This window comes from Actinomadura macrotermitis (assembly GCF_009604375.1).
Classification (GTDB): domain Bacteria; phylum Actinomycetota; class Actinomycetes; order Streptosporangiales; family Streptosporangiaceae; genus Spirillospora; species Spirillospora macrotermitis.
Genome location: NZ_WEGH01000006.1, coordinates 365,678 through 380,048, shown reverse-complemented (window position 1 = coordinate 380,048; position 14,371 = coordinate 365,678). Strand labels below are relative to the sequence as shown.

The window sequence follows — 14,371 nt, the reverse complement described above, 5'->3', positions numbered from 1 at the left end:
GCGTTCAGGGCGCGACGGGCTCGTCCCAGTCGATGTGGTGGTCGAACACCCGCGTCATCTGCTTGCCGCCCGCCGCCACCTTGAGGATGCCCGGCAGCACGGCGTCGCGCACCCGGCGTGCGACGGGCCCGGCCGCCTTGCTGCTGTTGATTCGCGCGGCGGCCTTGATGATGCCTTCCACGCGGGGCCGGCGCAGCTCCTGGAACCTGGCGAACGCCTCGGCCGGGCCGGGCAGGTCGCGCAGGCAGCGGGCGAGCACGACGGCGTCCTCGATCGACAGCGAGGCGCCCTGCCCGGACGTCGGCGTCGGCGCGTGCGCGGCGTCGCCGATGACGACCATGCGGTCGTCGTGCCACCTCGGTAGCCGCGGGACCGAGTGCACGGGCCCGGCCACCAGGTCGGCGGGATCGCTGGCCTGCACACAGCGGACGGCAGGCCCGGCGTCCTCGGCGAACAGCTCGGCCAGCGTGCGCTGCCACTGCTCACCAGGGATCTTCTCGACCTCGCCGCGGGCGGGTTCGCCGGCGCGCGGGATGTTGGCGAACCACCAGACGGCGCCGTCCGGCGGCACCGCGTACCCGAAGAACGCCCGCCGCCCGAAGACCATGGTGTAGCCGCCGGTCTCGCCCGGCAGCCGCAACCCCTCGGCGTACCCGCCGAGACCGACCAGGCCCGCGTAGACGGGCGCGGGCGCGGCCGGATCGATCAGGGTGCGCACCCGCGAGTGCACGCCGTCCGCGCCGATCAGCACGTCGCCGGTCGCCTCGGTGCCGTCGGCGAACACGGCGCACACCCCATCGGAGGTCCGCCGGGCGTCGACGAGCCGCTTGCCGTACTCGATCCGGACGCCCCTTTTCAGGGCCTCCTCGGTCAGGGCCCGGTACAGGTCGGCGCGCCGGAGGGTGTGGCTGACGACGCCGTCCGGCAGCGCCCGGCCGGTGGGCGTGTGGCCGAGTTCCTTGCCGGTGGTGCTGCGCAGCAGAATGTCGGGCGTGGCGAAGCCCCGCTCCAGCACCCCCGCGTCGGCCCCGATCGTGCGCAGCGCGTCGATGCCGTTGGTGGCCAGGGTCAGGAACGCGCCGCCGCCGTCCACGGCGGGGCGGGCCTCGTGGACGACCGCCTCGACACCGGCCTTGCGCAGGGCGATCGCCGCGGCGGTCCCGGCGATGCCGCCGCCGATGACCAGGACCCTCATGACCTGCTCCCCATGACCTGCTCCCACGCCTGGACATAGCCGGGCTCCCGCAGCGACGCGGCGAGGCCGGTGACGAAGCGGTGCTCGGCCTCCAGCACCGCGAGCTCGTACTCGTCCTCCACCAGGAAGATCCACATGACACCGTCGTCGGTGGCCTTCCGGACGGTCTCGCGGATCTCTCCGATCTGCTCGTCGAGCCGCGCCAGCCGCTCGCCGAGCAGCGCGGCGGCCTCGGCCGGCGGCAGCACGCTGATCAGTGACAGGGCCACCCCGAACTGGGGGTACTCGTTGCGGGGCCGGGCGACCAGCTCGCGCAGCCAGTCGTAGAGTTCGACCCGGCCCGCCTCGGTGAGCGCGTAGACGGTGCGCTCGGGCCGCTGGGTGTCGCGCACCGTCTCCTGCTCGACGACGAACCCGGCCCGCTCCAGCTGCTCGACGACCATGTACAGCGAGCCCCGGGTGTACTTCAGGGTCCGGTCGTTGCCGTGCTCCTGCAGCCGCCGGCCGATCTCGTACGGGTGCATCGCCTCCACGAGCAGTTCGGCGAGCACCGCCAGTGCCAGCGGGTTGGCCACCTTGCGCCGGGACATCGCGCCTCCTTAGTCAGGATCGACTATCCGCTCTCAAATAGTCGATGTCAACCATTCGGGGTATGAGAGGCTGGGCGCATGCCCCGGTTGTCGTCCGCCGCCGCGCGGGAGCGGCTCGCCTCCGCCCCGGTCGCCCGGCTGGCCACCGCCGACGAGCACGGCCGCCCGCACCTGGTCCCGGTGACGTTCGCGATCGAGCGCGGCACGGTCTACATCGCCGTCGACCACAAGCCGAAGTCGACCCGCGACCTGCGGCGGCTCGCCAACATCCGGGCCAACCCGCGTGTGGCGCTGCTCGCCGACCACTACGAGGACGACTGGGACCGCCTCTGGTGGGTGCGGGTGGACGGCCACGCGCACATCATCGACGACCCGGCCCGCATGGCAGGACCCGTCCGGCTGCTGGCCGCCCGCTACCCGCAGTACCGCGAGCGGCCCCCGGACGGTCCCGTCATCGTGATCGTCATCGACTCATGGACGGGCTGGTCGGCGGGCGGCTAGTCCCAGGCGCCGCCGATGCGCGCCAGGGCGTCGGCGTACTCGATGCGCCCGGCCCACTCGGCGGGCCAGGCGTCCATGCCGAGGTGCGCGCCGGCGAACGCCCCGGCCAGGCAGGCGATCGAGTCCGAATCGCCCGAGCTCGCCGCGCCCCGCCAGATCGCCGAGACCGCGTCATCGGGGAACAACAGGAACGCCAGCAGGCCGGTGGCCAGGGCCTCCTCGGCGACCCAGCCCGCGCCGGTCGCCTCGCACGGGTCGGCGTCGCGGTCGAGACGGGCGAGGGCCGCGTCCAGCCGGTCCAGGACGGCCAGGCACTCGTCCCAGCCCCGGGAGATGAACATCTCGGGGCTCTCCATGCCGGGCTGCTGCCACAGGTCTTCGAGCCAGTCGCCGTGATACGTCGTCCGCTGCTCGTGGCAGCGCGCGCGCAGCGCACCCGGCAGGTCGGCCGGGTCCATGCCCTCCCGCAGCCACCAGACGGCGAACGCGGTCAGCTCGCTCGCCGCGAGACCCGTCGGATGGCCGTGCGTCAGGGCCGCCTGCAGCTGCGACGCCGCCGCGCGCGTCTCGTCGGTGAAACCGGGCACCAGACCCAACGGTGTGACCCGCATGTTGGCGCCGCAGCCCTTGGAACCGGCCTGCGTCGCCTTCACCCAGGGCAGCCCGGCCTCCAGGTTCCGGCAGGCCTGCAGGCACGTGTTGCCCGGCGCCCGGTTGTTGTCGGGGCTGTTCAGCCAGTCGATGAACTTCCGCCGCCAGATCGGCGTGATCAGATCCGGCGTGAAGGGCGGGTTCTCCAGGGCGTTCAGCAGGCCCTCGGCGACCGCGATCCCCATCTGGGTGTCGTCGGTGACCAGCGCCGGGTTCCCCTCCGGCACGCGCGGGCCGTCGAAACCGTACCGGCGGTGGATCTGCTTCATGTCGATGAACTCGGTCGGCGCGCCGAGGGCGTCCCCGTACGCCAGTCCGAACATGGAACCGCTGGCCCGCCTACCCATCGAACGCCCCTTTCGCCGCGCCGAGCCTATATCCCGACAAGCCCGGCGAGCCGCTCCCGGTGCCGCGCGGCCGACCCGAACAGCTCCTGACAGGACTTGGCCCGCTTGAAGTACAGATGCGCGTCATGTTCCCAGGTGAACCCGATCCCGCCGTGCAACTGGACGGCCTCCCCGGCGACCTGGAAGTAGGCGTCGGTGCAGTACGCCTTGGCCACGGCCGCCGCCATCGGCAGCTCCTCAGGGCTCTCGTCCGCGACGGCCGCCGCCTGCAGCACCGCCGAGCGCGCCGACTCCACCAGCACGAACATGTCGGCGCACCGGTGCTTGATCGCCTGGAAGGACCCGATGGGCCGCCCGAACTGCCGCCGCACCTTGACGTACTCCACCGTCAGGTCGAGCATCCGCTGCGCGCCGCCGAGCGCCTCGGCCGCGAGCGCGACCGCCGCAACGTCCTCCACATGCCGCCGGGGGCCTCCGATGCGGCGGGCAGGTGTCCCGTCGAACTCCAGCCGGGTCAGCCTGCGGGTCTGGTCCAGCGTCGGCAGCGGCGTCCGCCCGAAACCGTCCTGCACGGCGAACAGCCCGTCGTCCCCGCAGACCACCACGAGATCGGCGAGGTGGCCGTCCACCACATACGAGGCGATGCCGTCCAGGGCCCATCCCTCGGCCGTCTCCCGCGCCGTGACGCCCTCGACGGCGACGGCCGCGATCATCGTCCCGTCCGCGATCCCGGGCAGCACCTCCCACTTGAGCTCCTCGTCCTCGGCGGCCAGGACCGCGGCGGCGCCCAGGATCGTCGCCAGATAGGGCGCGCACACCAGCGCCCGCCCCATCTCCTCGAAGACGATGGCCAGCTCCCGCATCCCGAACCCGGCCCCGCCGTACTCCTCGGGGATCGCCAGGCCCTGCAGCCCGATCTGCTCGGCCATCTGCGCCCAGACCTTCGGGTCGTAACCCTCGGCGCTGCCCATCAGCCGCCGCACCTCGGCCGACGGCGACTTGTCGGCGAAGAACCGCCGCAGCGCCCTCCGCAGTTCTTCCTGCTCCTCGCTGACGACCAGGCTCATCCGCTGCCCTCCGCTATCCCAACCCAACGCTTGCTTGGTAAGTCAATCATGTGCCACGGATGGAGAAGGCGGCCGGCGGGCACATACTGTGAGAACAAGCGACCTGGTCACTACGATCCGTATGCGAAGGGTGGCACTCTGCTCCTAAGCTCGTCCGTGACGAGGAAGGGAGCGGAACATGACCGCGATGGCACACGACACGCAGGCTCATCACGCGGAAGCTCACGAGGACTTCCTCCTGCAGGACTTCCTGGCCCTTGAGACCCCCGAGGGCTACCGCGCCGAGCTGATCGACGGAGAGATCGTCGTGTCCCCACCCCCCTTCGGTAACCACGAGAAGAACATCGCGAAAGTCGTCTCGCAGATCATCAGGAAAAGCAGCATCGAGGTCGACACATCTTCGATGAAGGGCCTGAAGGTTCCCTCCGGCGGCGGTTGCACCAAGAACCATGTGATCCCCGACCTCACGGTCGCCCCGGAGGAGCTGGACGTGTTCGGCGACGCGGCTCCCTGGATGGAACCGGAGGGTGTCGCACTCGTCATGGAGGTGACCTCCGATCACCCCGAACGTGATCGCGAGGCCAAGCGGCACTGCTACGCCAGATCGGGCATTCCGCTCTACCTGCTGGTAGATCGCACGGAAGCAAAGGTGACGCTCTTCAGCTCGCCCGAGAACGACGACTACGTCGAGCTCGTTCAAGTGAACTTCGGGAAGACGATCGCTCTGCCGAAGCCGTTCGAGTTCGAACTCGACACCTCAAAGTTCGTCTGAGGGGCCTGGGGTCAGGTGATGCCGCGGGTGGCGCGGGCGGCGATCGTGCGCAGGTGCCCGGCGACCTCCGGCGGGTCCAGCAGGGTGTAGTCCACTCGCAGCAGCGCGATGCGGTAGGCCAGGTTCACCGCCGAGTCCGGGTGGGTGCGCAGCCGGCACGACCGCTCGTCCACCGCCTCCAGTTCCCCGTGCCACCCCGAGACCAGCTCGCGGGCCTGCTCGATCGGGGTGTGCAGGATCAGGTGGGCCTGCAAGGATCCCGCGTTGCCCGCGATCGTCTGGTCGAGCCACGCGGCCGCGTCCACGCCGCCCGGCAGTGAGCGTTCCGGGACGCGGACGCCCGTGCGGTGCACCTCGGCGATGCGGTCCGCCCGGAAGGTGCGCCAGTCGGCGCGTGCCTCGTCGAAGGCCACGAGGTACCAGCGGCGGCCCGCCGCGACCAGCCGGTGCGGCTCCACCAGCCGCCGCGTCGCCGCGCCGTCCGCCTTGGTGTGGGCGAAGCGGACCTTCTCGTGCGCGACGCAGGCGGCGGCGAGCGTGGCCAGGACGTCCGGATCGGCGCCCGGCCCGGTCCCGGGCAGGGCCACGGCCGCCTCCGACAGCGCCGCCACCCGGTGCCGCAGCCGCCGCGGCAGGACCTGCTCCAGCTTGGCCAGGGCGCTCAGCGAGGTGTCCTCGATGCCGCCGATGGCGGCCGTGGCGGCGGTGCGCAGGCCGATGGCGATCGCGACGGCCTCGTCGTCCTCCAGCACCAGCGGCGGCATCGCCGCGCCGGCGGCCAGCCGGTACCCGCCGACGTTGCCCTGCGCCGCGTGCACCGGGTAGCCCAACTCCCGCAGCCGCTCGACGTCCCGCCGGATCGTGCGGGAGGTGACGCCGAGCCGGCCGGCGAGTTCGGGGCCCGGCCATTCGCGCGGAGTCTGCAGCAGGGACAGCAGTTGCAGCAGTCTTCCGGACGGATCTCTCATGGTCCTCATCCTGCCGTCCTGCTAGGACGTTCACTGTCCTATTGGGCTCCTACTGTTCAGGAAGCGGCCGAACGGCGGCCAAGGCGAAGGGAACAGGACATGCTCCGCGGACTCACCACCACCAGCTTCTGGGCGAACGACCTCCAGGCGGCCGAGCGCTGGTACACCGAGCTGTTCGGCGCCGAGCCCTACTTCGCCGTCCCCGGCTACATCGAGTTCCGCATCGGCGACTACCAGCACGAGTTCGGCGTGATCGACGCCGCGTACGCCCCGCCCGGCGCGACCGACGGCCCGGCCGGCGCCATCGTCTACTGGCACGTCGACGACGTGGACGCCGCCGTCGCGCGGCTGCTGGAGCTCGGCGCCACCGAGCACCTGCCCCCGACCGTGCGCGGCGAGGGCTTCGTCACCGCCTCCGTCGTCGATCCCTTCGGCAACGTCCTCGGCGTGATGTACAACCAGCACTATCTGGACATCCTCCAGATGCGATGATCAACGCATGGTGAGCATCGGATCGATCGTGCTGGGCGCCTCGGACGTGCGGCGCGCGGTGGCCTTCTGGAGCAGTGCGCTGAACTACGTGCCGCGCGACGGCGCGGTGAAGGACGACTGGACCGTGCTGGTCCCGGCGGACGGCGGCCCCGGCACGCCGGTCGCGCTCGGCCTCAGCGTGTCGCCGGTGCAGGAGCACCCGCGCGTCCACGTCGACCTGTACACCGCCGACGCCGCCGAGCAGGCGGCCGAGATCGAGCGGCTGCTCGCGCTCGGCGCGCGGCAGGTGTCCTGGGACATGTACCCCGACGATCCCGACTTCGTCGTCCTCGCCGACACCGAGGGCAACCGGTTCTGCGTCATCGACACCGCCCACGGCTGACCGGGCCCGCCGCGCGGGCCCGGCCGGCCGGCGGCGTCAGCCGAGCGCCGGGTCGCTGAGGCTCGGGCGGCCGGTCTCGACGTGCCCGGCGACGCGCCACAGGTAGGACGGGTCGCTGTCGGCCGTCACCGTCAGGTCGTACCAGGACGCCGAGTGGTGCAGCCCCACGGTGTGGCTGATCCGCTGCCCGGGCCGCACCCGCAGCCGCGCCGGCCGCCCGCCGCCGTAGGCGCTGGTGACGGTCACCTCGCAGGTGGTCCGGCCCGGGTTGGCGATGCTCAGCCGCACGTCGCCGCCCGCCCGGCGGACCGACACCTGCGGGCCGCCCTTGGACAGGTCGCCCCGGTAGCGGCGGAAGAACCCGTTGGGGCCGTGCACCGACAGGTCGTAGGCGTCCTTGGTGGTCCAGCTCTCGGACAGGGACTTGCCCGGCTCGACGGTGTAGGTCCAGGGGCCGTCGGTGCGGGTGGCCGAGGTGACATGGAAGCAGGCGCCCGCGCGGGGCCCGGCGGCGAACTCCAGGGTGACGCGCCCGGCGGCCGCGTCGGTCTTCGCCGCGACCGTCAGGTTGTAGGGCAGCGGCCGCGCCGGGCGGCGGCCGGGCTCCTGCTTCGGCATCGCGGGCGACGCCGGCCGGGCCGGGACGTAGTCGGGGTGCCGCTTCTTGTCCGGCGGCAGGTACCCGCCGGTGGACGGCAGCGGCGCGGGCTTCTCATCGCGCCGCGAGAAGTCGAACGCGCTGGTGAGGTCGCCGCACACCGCGCGCCGCCACGGGGAGATGTTCGGCTCGTGCACGCCGAACCGCTTCTCCAGGAAGCGGATGATGGAGGTGTGGTCGAAGGTCTGCGAGCAGACCCAGCCGCCCTTGCTCCACGGCGAGATCGCGATCATCGGCACGCGCGGCCCGAGCCCGTAGGGGCCCGCGGGCAGGCTCCCCGAGCCGGGGAAGTACTCGCCGGTGGTCGGCGCGGTGGACTGTCCCTGCGCGCGCGACGCCGGGGCGTAGGGCGGCACGACGTGGTCGAAGAACCCGTCGTTCTCGTCGTAGGTGAGCAGCAAGACGGTCTTGCTCCACACCTCGGGGTCGGCCGTCAGCGCGTCCAGCACCTGCGCGATGTACCAGGCGCCGTAGTTGACGGGCCAGTTCGGGTGCTCGCTGTAGGCCTCGGGCGCGGCGATCCAGGAGACCTGCGGCAGGCGGCCGTGCACGACGTCGTCCTTCAGGACGTCGAAGTAGGTCCCGCCGGACTTCACGTCGGTCCCGGTGCGGGCCTTGTCGTACAGCGGGTCGCCCGGCTCGGCGTTGCGGTACTTGTTGAAGTACAGCAGCGAGTTGTCGCCGTAGTTGCCGATGAACGCGTCGTCGGTCCAGCCCCAGGAGCCCGCGGCGTCCAGGCCGTCGCCGGCGTCCTGGTAGACCTTCCAGGAGACGCCCGCCTGCTCCAGCCGCTCGGGGTAGGTCGTCCAGTCGTAGCCGCGCTCGTCGTTGCCGAGGACGGGCCCGCCGCCGGTGCCGTCGTTGCCGGTGTGGCCGCTCCACATGTAGTACCGGTTGGGGTCGGTCGCCCCGATGAACGAGCAGTGGTAGGCGTCGCAGACGGTGAACGCGTCGGCGAGGGCGTAGTGGAACGGGATGTCGTCCCGCTTCAGGTACGCCATCGTGTTGGCGGTCTTGGCCGCGATCCAGTTGTCGTAGCGGCCCTGGTTCCAGGCCTTCTGCCCGCCGCGCCAGTCGTGGTTCAGGCCGGTCAGGTACTTCATGCCGAGGTCGGGGGCGTCCGGGCGGAACGGCAGCACCTCCCCGGCGCCGTCCGGCTGGTGCCACACCGGCTTGCCGTTCGGCAGCGCGACGGGCCGCGGGTCGCCGAACCCCCGCACACCGCGCAGCGCGCCGAAGTAGTGATCGAACGAGCGGTTCTCCTGCATGAGCACCACGACGTGCTCGACGTCGCGGATGGTCCCGGTGCGGTGGTGCGCCGGGATGGCGGCAGCCCGGGCGATGCTGTCGGGCAGCATCGAGAAGGCGGTGGCGCCGCCCGCGATCTGCAGGAAACGCCGGCGGTCGACTGCGCTCATGAAAAGTTCTCCTAACAGGATGAGTCGCCGCATCCTGCCGGGACTGCCCGAATACCCCCCATACGCAGGGCATCCGCAACCTGAACTGTGCCGATGCGATTCCAGCCGGGCCGTTCACCGGGACGACCGGCAAGAGCGGAATCCCTGGAATCCGGCCCGGCCCGCGTCTCGTCCGACGGCGCCGGGCCGCTCCGCATCCCGGTGACCGGCTGCGGGCTGTTCAGCATGCCTGAGCGCGCCCGCTCGCCTTCCCGCTGGACGGCTGGAGGCACGCACTCTGCGCCACATACGCGCTGATGCGCTCGTAGCTCGGATCCGCGCGGCCCAAACGGTATGCCGCGCGCGGGCTGCGCGGTGTCGCCGAGGCGGTCATCGTCCGGGCGGGGCGGGCGTCGTACGCTGAGGGTGCCGATACCGGGAAGCACGATCTGTATGCGAAAGGTGGCGCCCTGTCACTAGACTCGTCTTCGACGAGGAAGGAGCAGGGCATGACCGCGATGGCTCATGACCAGCATGTGCAGGAGGACTTCCTCCTGGAAGGTTTCCTCGCCCTCGACACCCCCGAGGGCTTCCGCGCCGAGCTGATCGACGGAGAGATCGTCGTGACCCCACCCCCCTTGGGCGATCATGAGAAGTGCGCCGGGAAGATCGTCCGGCAGATCTACCGCAACAGCACCGCTGATGTGGACTATGCGGCCAACAAGGGGCTCGTCGTCCCCAGCGGAGGGCGGTGTCCCAAGAACCATGTGATCCCTGATGCCACCTTCGCCCCCAGCGAGCTGGATCTGTTCGGCGGGGCCGAGGCATGGATGCCCGCTGACGGGGTGCTGTTGGTGGTCGAGGTGACGTCCTCCCGGCCCGAGCAGGACCGGGAGGCGAAACGGCACTGCTACGCGCGTGCGGACATTCCCCTCTATCTCCTGGTCGACCGTGAACACCGGTCTGTCACCTTGTTCACCGACCCGGGGGACGACGACTACCAGGAGGCCGCCTCGGTGGCGTTCGGGAAGCGGTTGCCGCTGCCGGAGCCGTTCGGGTTCGAGCTGGAGACCGCCGAGTTCGGGTGATCAGGCGCTCCAGTCATGGGGTCCCAGGACGTAGCCCTGGGGGGTGGAGTGCAGGTGGTTCGCCGAGACCAGGGTGCTGAGGGCGGCCCACAGGTCCTCCTCGGGGCTGTCGATCAGGTCCTGGAGGGTCGCGATGTCGGCCGCTGTGCCGGATTTGTCGAGTTCGGCGACGGTCTCGTAGACCAGCAGCTGGAACGGGGACAGGGCTTGGACGTCGGCTCGCTTGTCATCCATGTCCGAGGCGTTCCCGTTCCGCGGGCGTCCAAAGACGCCCGCGGAACGGCGGCGGGTCAGCCGTAGCGCTTCATCTCGTGGAAGAAGCCCGGGATCTCCTGCAGGTCGCCGGCGGCGGTGACCTGGTCGTAGACGTAGCGGGCGACGGCCAGGTCCAGCACGCCGAGCCCGAACGGGGAGAACACGACCGGCTTGTCGGCCGGGGGAGTGGTCGCGCCGGTGAGGACGTCGTAGAGCGTGCCGGCGACGAAATCGCGGTTGCCGACCCGCTGCTCCGCCAGGTGCGGGGAGGTGTTGGCCTTCATGCAGTGCTCGACGTCGTCGACGACGTTGTAGGAGTCCAGGATGATCTCGGGGGACAGGTCGCGCAGCGAGACGTGCAGGACCAGCGGGTTGTGCCCGAACCAGGCCGGGTCGGTGACGTGCGGCTCGCCGGCGACCGTGGCGAACACGATCAGGTCGGACGAGCGGACCAGGTCCTCGGCCTTCTCGTGGATCGTGACGGCGCCCTTCTCGGTGCGCTCCAGGTACCCCTTGAACCCCTCGGCGTGCTCGGCCGACAGGTCGTGCACGCCGAGCTCGTCGAACTCCAGGCCGTTGCCCACCAGGTAGGTGTGGATGTAGCGGGCGATCAGGCCGACGCCGAAGAAGCCGACCCGGCGGGGCCGGACGCCGCGCCGCCCGGCGAGCTCGACGGCGGCGAGCGCGGCCGAGGCGGCGGTGCGGGCGGCGGAGATGATCGAGCTCTCCAGGCACGCGAACGGGTAGCCGGTCGCGGTGTCGTTGAGGATCAGCACGGCGGAGGCGCGCGGGATGCCGCCCGCGACGTTGCCGGGGAACGAGGAGATCCACTTGATGCCGTGCGCGTTCACCTCGCCCTCGACCGAGGCCGGCAGCGCGATGATCCGGTTGGCCGGCTGGTCGGGGAAGCGCAGGAAGTAGGAGTCGGGGTTGACCGTGCGCCCCTCGCCGTGCAGCCGGTAGGCGGCCTCGATCATGCGGGTGACCTGCTGCTCGCGGCCGGTGATCGCCTCGTGCACCTGGGCGCCCGAGATCACGGCGAAAGAGGGGGACTGCGTCATATCCGTGTGCTCCGTGGAATGGCTGGTGATGATCAGACGCCGAGGATATCGGCGCCCGGCAGGGACAGTTCGGGGGCCAGGCCGGCGAAGTTCTCGCGCAGCCAGCTCTCCTCGTAGATCGAGTCGAGGTAGCGTTCGCCCAGGTCGGGGGCGATGGCGACGGCGACGGGCTCCTGGCCGGGGTATTTGTCGGCCAGCCAGCGGGCCGCGCCGGACACCACGGTGCCGGTCGAGCCGCCGAACAGGAAGCCGCGCGCGGCCAGGGCGTGCACGGTGCGGATGGTGTCGGCCTCGGCGACGTGCACGACGTCGTCGACGAGCGACTCGTCGACCAGCTCGGGGCGGCGGCTGGTGCCGAGCCCGGGGACCATCCGGCGCTCGGGGATGCCGCCGAAGGTGACCGAGCCGACCGCGTCGATCGCCACGATGGTGACCGGGCGCCGCTTCTCGCGGAAGTAGCGGGCGCAGCCCATCAGGGTCCCGGTGGTGCCGGCGCCGACGAACAGCACCTCCAGGCCCGGGAACGCGCGGTCGATGGCGGGCGCGGTCCCGCTGTAGTGCGCCATGGAGTTGTTGGCGTTGGCGTACTGGTTCAGCCAGACGTAGTCGCCGCCGGACTCGCACAGGCCCTGGACGTAGCGGATCCGGCTCTCCAGGAAGCCGCCGTTGCCGTCCTGGCGGGAGATGACCCGCACCTCGGCGCCGAGCGCGCGCATCACCCGCATCGAGGCGGGGTTGCAGCGCGGGTCGGTCACGCAGACGAACCGGTACCCCTTGCTCGCCGCGATGACGCTGAGCGCGATGCCGAGGTTGCCCGAGGAGGACTCGACGATGATCGAGCCGGGGGTCAGCACCCCGTCGCGCTCGGCCGCCGCCACCATCGCGGCGGCGGCCTTGAGCTTCACCGAGCCGGCGAAGTTGAAGCCCTCGCACTTGAGATGAACAGGACAGCCGAGGGCAGGCCGAAGGTCCACATAAAGGTCCTCGACATTGAAATCCTGCGGCGAGGTGATGATGGGCACGCTGCCACCCTTGAATGAATGACAATTGATGGATCGGTGGAAGTGGGAAAGGGGACGCGAGACTTTTGATCCGCCATTTTTTCCCCGCGTCGAATATCCAGAAATCAATTTCTGGCCGTTCCCCCGTCTTCCCCCGAGTACGCCGCGAGGTTCTGGGGCGAACCGGGGCGAAGCCTCACCGTACCTTCGGCCATGTCCCGTCGCAACCCTCTGCTTACCCACCGGTAGGTCGTAAGTAGGGTGTTATCCGGGGAATCGGTGAACGTTCCCTCGAGGACCGACATAAGCTAGCCCATCCGGCCATACCTCCGGCTCATTCGGTGATGACGGTCGAGAAGTTCTACATCACGGAGAGTTAAGATGAATGCTCGCGGTCCCGTCGCCGACCGGCTGCTGCCCCTGACCGGTCTGCCCGTCCTGCCGGTCTCGGTGGCCGAGGCCGGGCGCGCCCGTGAGCTCGCCGCCCGGCACGGCATGACGAGCGATCTTGCGGTCGACCTGACCGACGCCGTGATCACCCGGGTGGAGCGCCTGGCCGCTGAGCGCGACCGGCCCGCCGTCACCGACCGGCACCGCGCTCTCTCCTACGCCGAGCTGGCCGCCGAGGCCCGCCGCCTCGCCACGTTGCTGGAGGAGTCGGGCGTCGAGCCCGGTACCGTCGTCGGGGTCGGCGGCGAGCGCTGCGCCAGCGTGATCGCGGCGTTCCTGGCGATCGAGCTGATCGGCGCCCTGTACGTGCCGGCCGACGAGACCTGGCCCGCCGCCCGCGTCCGCGACGTGCTCGGCCAGGCCGGCGCGTCGGTGCTGCTCACCGTGGACACCGGCGCCTCCGCCCCGGCCCTGCTGGAGGGCGCCGCCGCGGCCGGGTGCACGGTGGTGCGGGCGGAGCGCGCCGCGGCCTGCGCGCCCTGGGCGGGCCCGGCCCGGCTGGACTCGCTCGACCGGCCCCGGTACGTGCTGTTCACCTCGGGTTCGACCGGCAAGCCCAAGGGCGCCGTGGTCGAGCACCAGGGCATGATCAACCACCTCTACGCCAAGATCGTCGATCTGGAGCTGACCGGCGCCGACGTGGTCGCCCAGACCGCCCCGCTCGGCTTCGACATCTCGGTCTGGCAGATGCTGTGCCCGCTGCTGATCGGCGGCCGGGTGGACGTGATCGGCGACGAGGTCGGCCACGACCCGGTCGCCTTCGCCCGCGCGGTGGACGCGCAGGGCATCACCATCGTCGAGCTGGTCCCGACCATGGTCAGGCACCTGCTGGACGACCTGGCCGGCGCGCCCGCCGGCTCGCTCGGCGGCCTGCGCTGGATGATCGCCACCGGCGAGGAGCTGCCCGCCGAGCTGTCGCGCCGCTGGCTGGAGGCGATGCCGCACGCCCGGCTGCTGAACGCCTACGGCCCGACCGAGTGCTCCGACGACGTCACCCACCACACCGTGACGGCCGGCGACCTGGAGCTGCTGCGGCTGCCGATCGGCGTGCCGATCGTCAACTCCCGCCTCTACGTGCTGCGGCACGAGGACGACGGCACCTGGAGCGCCTGCGACCTGGAGGAGACCGGCGAGCTGTTCGTCGGCGGCGTCTGCGTCGGCCGCGGCTACCTGGGCGACCCCCAGCGCACCTGCGACGCCTTCTACCAGGACCCCTTCGAGGAGAGCCCGACCGGCCGCCTCTACCGCACCGGCGACGCGGTGAAGCTGCTGCCCCCGGGCGCCGGCGGCGACGCGCGCCCGACGCTGCAGTACCTCGGCCGGGTCGACCGGCAGGTCAAGATCTCCGGGGTCCGGATGGAGCTCGGCGAGATCGAGGCGGTGCTACAGCGCCATCCCGGGGTGGGGGCCGCGGCGGTGGTGGTGCACGAATACTCTGCGTGACCGCACTGGCCGAGTTCGGACGTCAACCCTTGTCACGGGTTGAGCGTCCATGA

At 71.2% G+C, this 14,371-nt stretch carries 15 protein-coding genes; 6 read left to right on the top strand and 9 right to left on the bottom strand.

Annotated elements, in window-relative coordinates; genetic code table 11:
- Positions 1–4: 4 nt before the first annotated feature.
- Positions 5–1,195 carry an FAD-dependent monooxygenase gene (locus ACRB68_RS38190; protein WP_153541510.1) on the bottom strand — a complete coding sequence of 397 codons (1,191 nt, stop codon included), beginning with the start codon at positions 1,193–1,195 and terminating at the stop codon, positions 5–7.
- Entirely contained in the window at positions 1,192–1,785 is a 594-nt protein-coding gene (locus tag ACRB68_RS38185; RefSeq protein WP_153541508.1) for a PadR family transcriptional regulator, read from the bottom strand. The genes ACRB68_RS38190 and ACRB68_RS38185 overlap by 4 nt, the downstream gene beginning before the upstream one ends.
- A 78-nt stretch (positions 1,786–1,863) precedes the next feature.
- Here ACRB68_RS38185 and ACRB68_RS38180 point away from each other — a divergent pair, with 78 nt between their 5' ends.
- Positions 1,864–2,286, top strand: coding sequence for a TIGR03668 family PPOX class F420-dependent oxidoreductase (locus tag ACRB68_RS38180; RefSeq protein WP_153541506.1), 423 nt, complete (start codon positions 1,864–1,866; stop codon positions 2,284–2,286).
- Here ACRB68_RS38180 and ACRB68_RS38175 read toward each other — a convergent pair.
- Both ACRB68_RS38175 and ACRB68_RS38170 read right to left on the bottom strand, forming a co-directional pair.
- Positions 2,283–3,260, bottom strand: a complete 978-nt coding sequence (locus tag ACRB68_RS38175) for an ADP-ribosylglycohydrolase family protein (RefSeq protein WP_235960897.1) — start codon at positions 3,258–3,260, stop codon at positions 2,283–2,285. The genes ACRB68_RS38180 and ACRB68_RS38175 overlap by 4 nt on opposite strands.
- 50 nt (positions 3,261–3,310) lie before the next feature.
- Complete coding sequence (locus tag ACRB68_RS38170; RefSeq protein WP_153541502.1) at positions 3,311–4,351, bottom strand: acyl-CoA dehydrogenase family protein; 1,041 nt, start codon at positions 4,349–4,351, stop codon at positions 3,311–3,313.
- Positions 4,352–4,529: 178 nt separating this feature from the next.
- Here ACRB68_RS38170 and ACRB68_RS38165 point away from each other — a divergent pair, with 178 nt between their 5' ends.
- Positions 4,530–5,123: a Uma2 family endonuclease gene (locus ACRB68_RS38165; RefSeq protein WP_153541500.1), complete on the top strand. Its 594-nt coding sequence runs from the start codon at positions 4,530–4,532 to the stop codon at positions 5,121–5,123.
- 11 nt (positions 5,124–5,134) lie between these two features.
- Here the strand turns inward: ACRB68_RS38165 and ACRB68_RS38160 are convergent, their stop codons facing one another.
- Positions 5,135–6,091, bottom strand: coding sequence for a helix-turn-helix transcriptional regulator (locus ACRB68_RS38160; protein ID WP_153541498.1), 957 nt, complete (start codon positions 6,089–6,091; stop codon positions 5,135–5,137).
- A gap of 99 nt (positions 6,092–6,190) precedes the next feature.
- On the opposite strand from ACRB68_RS38160, the gene ACRB68_RS38155 reads away from it, so the two are divergent.
- Both ACRB68_RS38155 and ACRB68_RS38150 read left to right on the top strand, forming a co-directional pair.
- Positions 6,191–6,583: a VOC family protein gene (locus tag ACRB68_RS38155; protein WP_153541497.1), complete on the top strand. Its 393-nt coding sequence runs from the start codon at positions 6,191–6,193 to the stop codon at positions 6,581–6,583.
- Between the two features lie 7 nt (positions 6,584–6,590).
- Entirely contained in the window at positions 6,591–6,965 is a 375-nt protein-coding gene (locus ACRB68_RS38150) for a VOC family protein (protein ID WP_153541495.1), read from the top strand.
- 36 nt (positions 6,966–7,001) lie between these two features.
- Here the strand turns inward: ACRB68_RS38150 and ACRB68_RS38145 are convergent, their stop codons facing one another.
- Positions 7,002–9,041, bottom strand: a complete 2,040-nt coding sequence (locus tag ACRB68_RS38145; protein ID WP_153541493.1) for a phosphocholine-specific phospholipase C — start codon at positions 9,039–9,041, stop codon at positions 7,002–7,004.
- A 488-nt stretch (positions 9,042–9,529) separates the two neighbouring features.
- Between ACRB68_RS38145 and ACRB68_RS38140 the strand changes: the two genes are divergently transcribed.
- On the top strand, positions 9,530–10,108 hold the full coding sequence (locus ACRB68_RS38140) for a Uma2 family endonuclease (RefSeq protein ID WP_153541491.1): 579 nt from the start codon (positions 9,530–9,532) through the stop codon (positions 10,106–10,108).
- Here the strand turns inward: ACRB68_RS38140 and ACRB68_RS38135 are convergent, their stop codons facing one another.
- From ACRB68_RS38135 to sbnA, 3 genes are read right to left on the bottom strand one after another with little or no spacing between them, the layout of a single operon-like run.
- A complete protein-coding gene (locus ACRB68_RS38135) occupies positions 10,109–10,342 on the bottom strand; it encodes a hypothetical protein (protein WP_153541489.1) in 234 nt (77 codons plus the stop codon). It abuts the gene before it with no gap.
- Positions 10,343–10,398: 56 nt separating this feature from the next.
- On the bottom strand, positions 10,399–11,424 hold the full coding sequence (gene sbnB, locus ACRB68_RS38130; RefSeq protein ID WP_153541487.1) for a 2,3-diaminopropionate biosynthesis protein SbnB: 1,026 nt from the start codon (positions 11,422–11,424) through the stop codon (positions 10,399–10,401).
- A gap of 32 nt (positions 11,425–11,456) precedes the next feature.
- On the bottom strand, positions 11,457–12,446 hold the full coding sequence (gene sbnA / locus ACRB68_RS38125; protein ID WP_328595297.1) for a 2,3-diaminopropionate biosynthesis protein SbnA: 990 nt from the start codon (positions 12,444–12,446) through the stop codon (positions 11,457–11,459).
- Between the two features lie 360 nt (positions 12,447–12,806).
- Here sbnA and ACRB68_RS38120 point away from each other — a divergent pair, with 360 nt between their 5' ends.
- Entirely contained in the window at positions 12,807–14,318 is a 1,512-nt protein-coding gene (locus ACRB68_RS38120) for an amino acid adenylation domain-containing protein (RefSeq protein WP_153541484.1), read from the top strand.
- Positions 14,319–14,371 lie beyond the last annotated feature (53 nt).

Coding starts and splice junctions, on each gene's coding strand:
- sbnB (WP_153541487.1), bottom strand. CDS start 11,424: ATGACGCAGTCCCCCTCTTTCGCCGTGATCTCGGGCGCCCAGGTGCAC.
- ACRB68_RS38145 (WP_153541493.1), bottom strand. CDS start 9,041: ATGAGCGCAGTCGACCGCCGGCGTTTCCTGCAGATCGCGGGCGGCGCC.
- ACRB68_RS38190 (WP_153541510.1), bottom strand. CDS start 1,195: ATGAGGGTCCTGGTCATCGGCGGCGGCATCGCCGGGACCGCCGCGGCG.
- ACRB68_RS38165 (WP_153541500.1), top strand. CDS start 4,530: ATGACCGCGATGGCACACGACACGCAGGCTCATCACGCGGAAGCTCAC.
- ACRB68_RS38170 (WP_153541502.1), bottom strand. CDS start 4,351: ATGAGCCTGGTCGTCAGCGAGGAGCAGGAAGAACTGCGGAGGGCGCTG.
- ACRB68_RS38120 (WP_153541484.1), top strand. CDS start 12,807: ATGAATGCTCGCGGTCCCGTCGCCGACCGGCTGCTGCCCCTGACCGGT.
- ACRB68_RS38140 (WP_153541491.1), top strand. CDS start 9,530: ATGACCGCGATGGCTCATGACCAGCATGTGCAGGAGGACTTCCTCCTG.
- ACRB68_RS38180 (WP_153541506.1), top strand. CDS start 1,864: ATGCCCCGGTTGTCGTCCGCCGCCGCGCGGGAGCGGCTCGCCTCCGCC.
- ACRB68_RS38150 (WP_153541495.1), top strand. CDS start 6,591: ATGGTGAGCATCGGATCGATCGTGCTGGGCGCCTCGGACGTGCGGCGC.
- ACRB68_RS38135 (WP_153541489.1), bottom strand. CDS start 10,342: ATGGATGACAAGCGAGCCGACGTCCAAGCCCTGTCCCCGTTCCAGCTG.
- ACRB68_RS38160 (WP_153541498.1), bottom strand. CDS start 6,091: ATGAGAGATCCGTCCGGAAGACTGCTGCAACTGCTGTCCCTGCTGCAG.
- ACRB68_RS38155 (WP_153541497.1), top strand. CDS start 6,191: ATGCTCCGCGGACTCACCACCACCAGCTTCTGGGCGAACGACCTCCAG.
- ACRB68_RS38175 (WP_235960897.1), bottom strand. CDS start 3,260: ATGTTCGGACTGGCGTACGGGGACGCCCTCGGCGCGCCGACCGAGTTC.
- ACRB68_RS38185 (WP_153541508.1), bottom strand. CDS start 1,785: ATGTCCCGGCGCAAGGTGGCCAACCCGCTGGCACTGGCGGTGCTCGCC.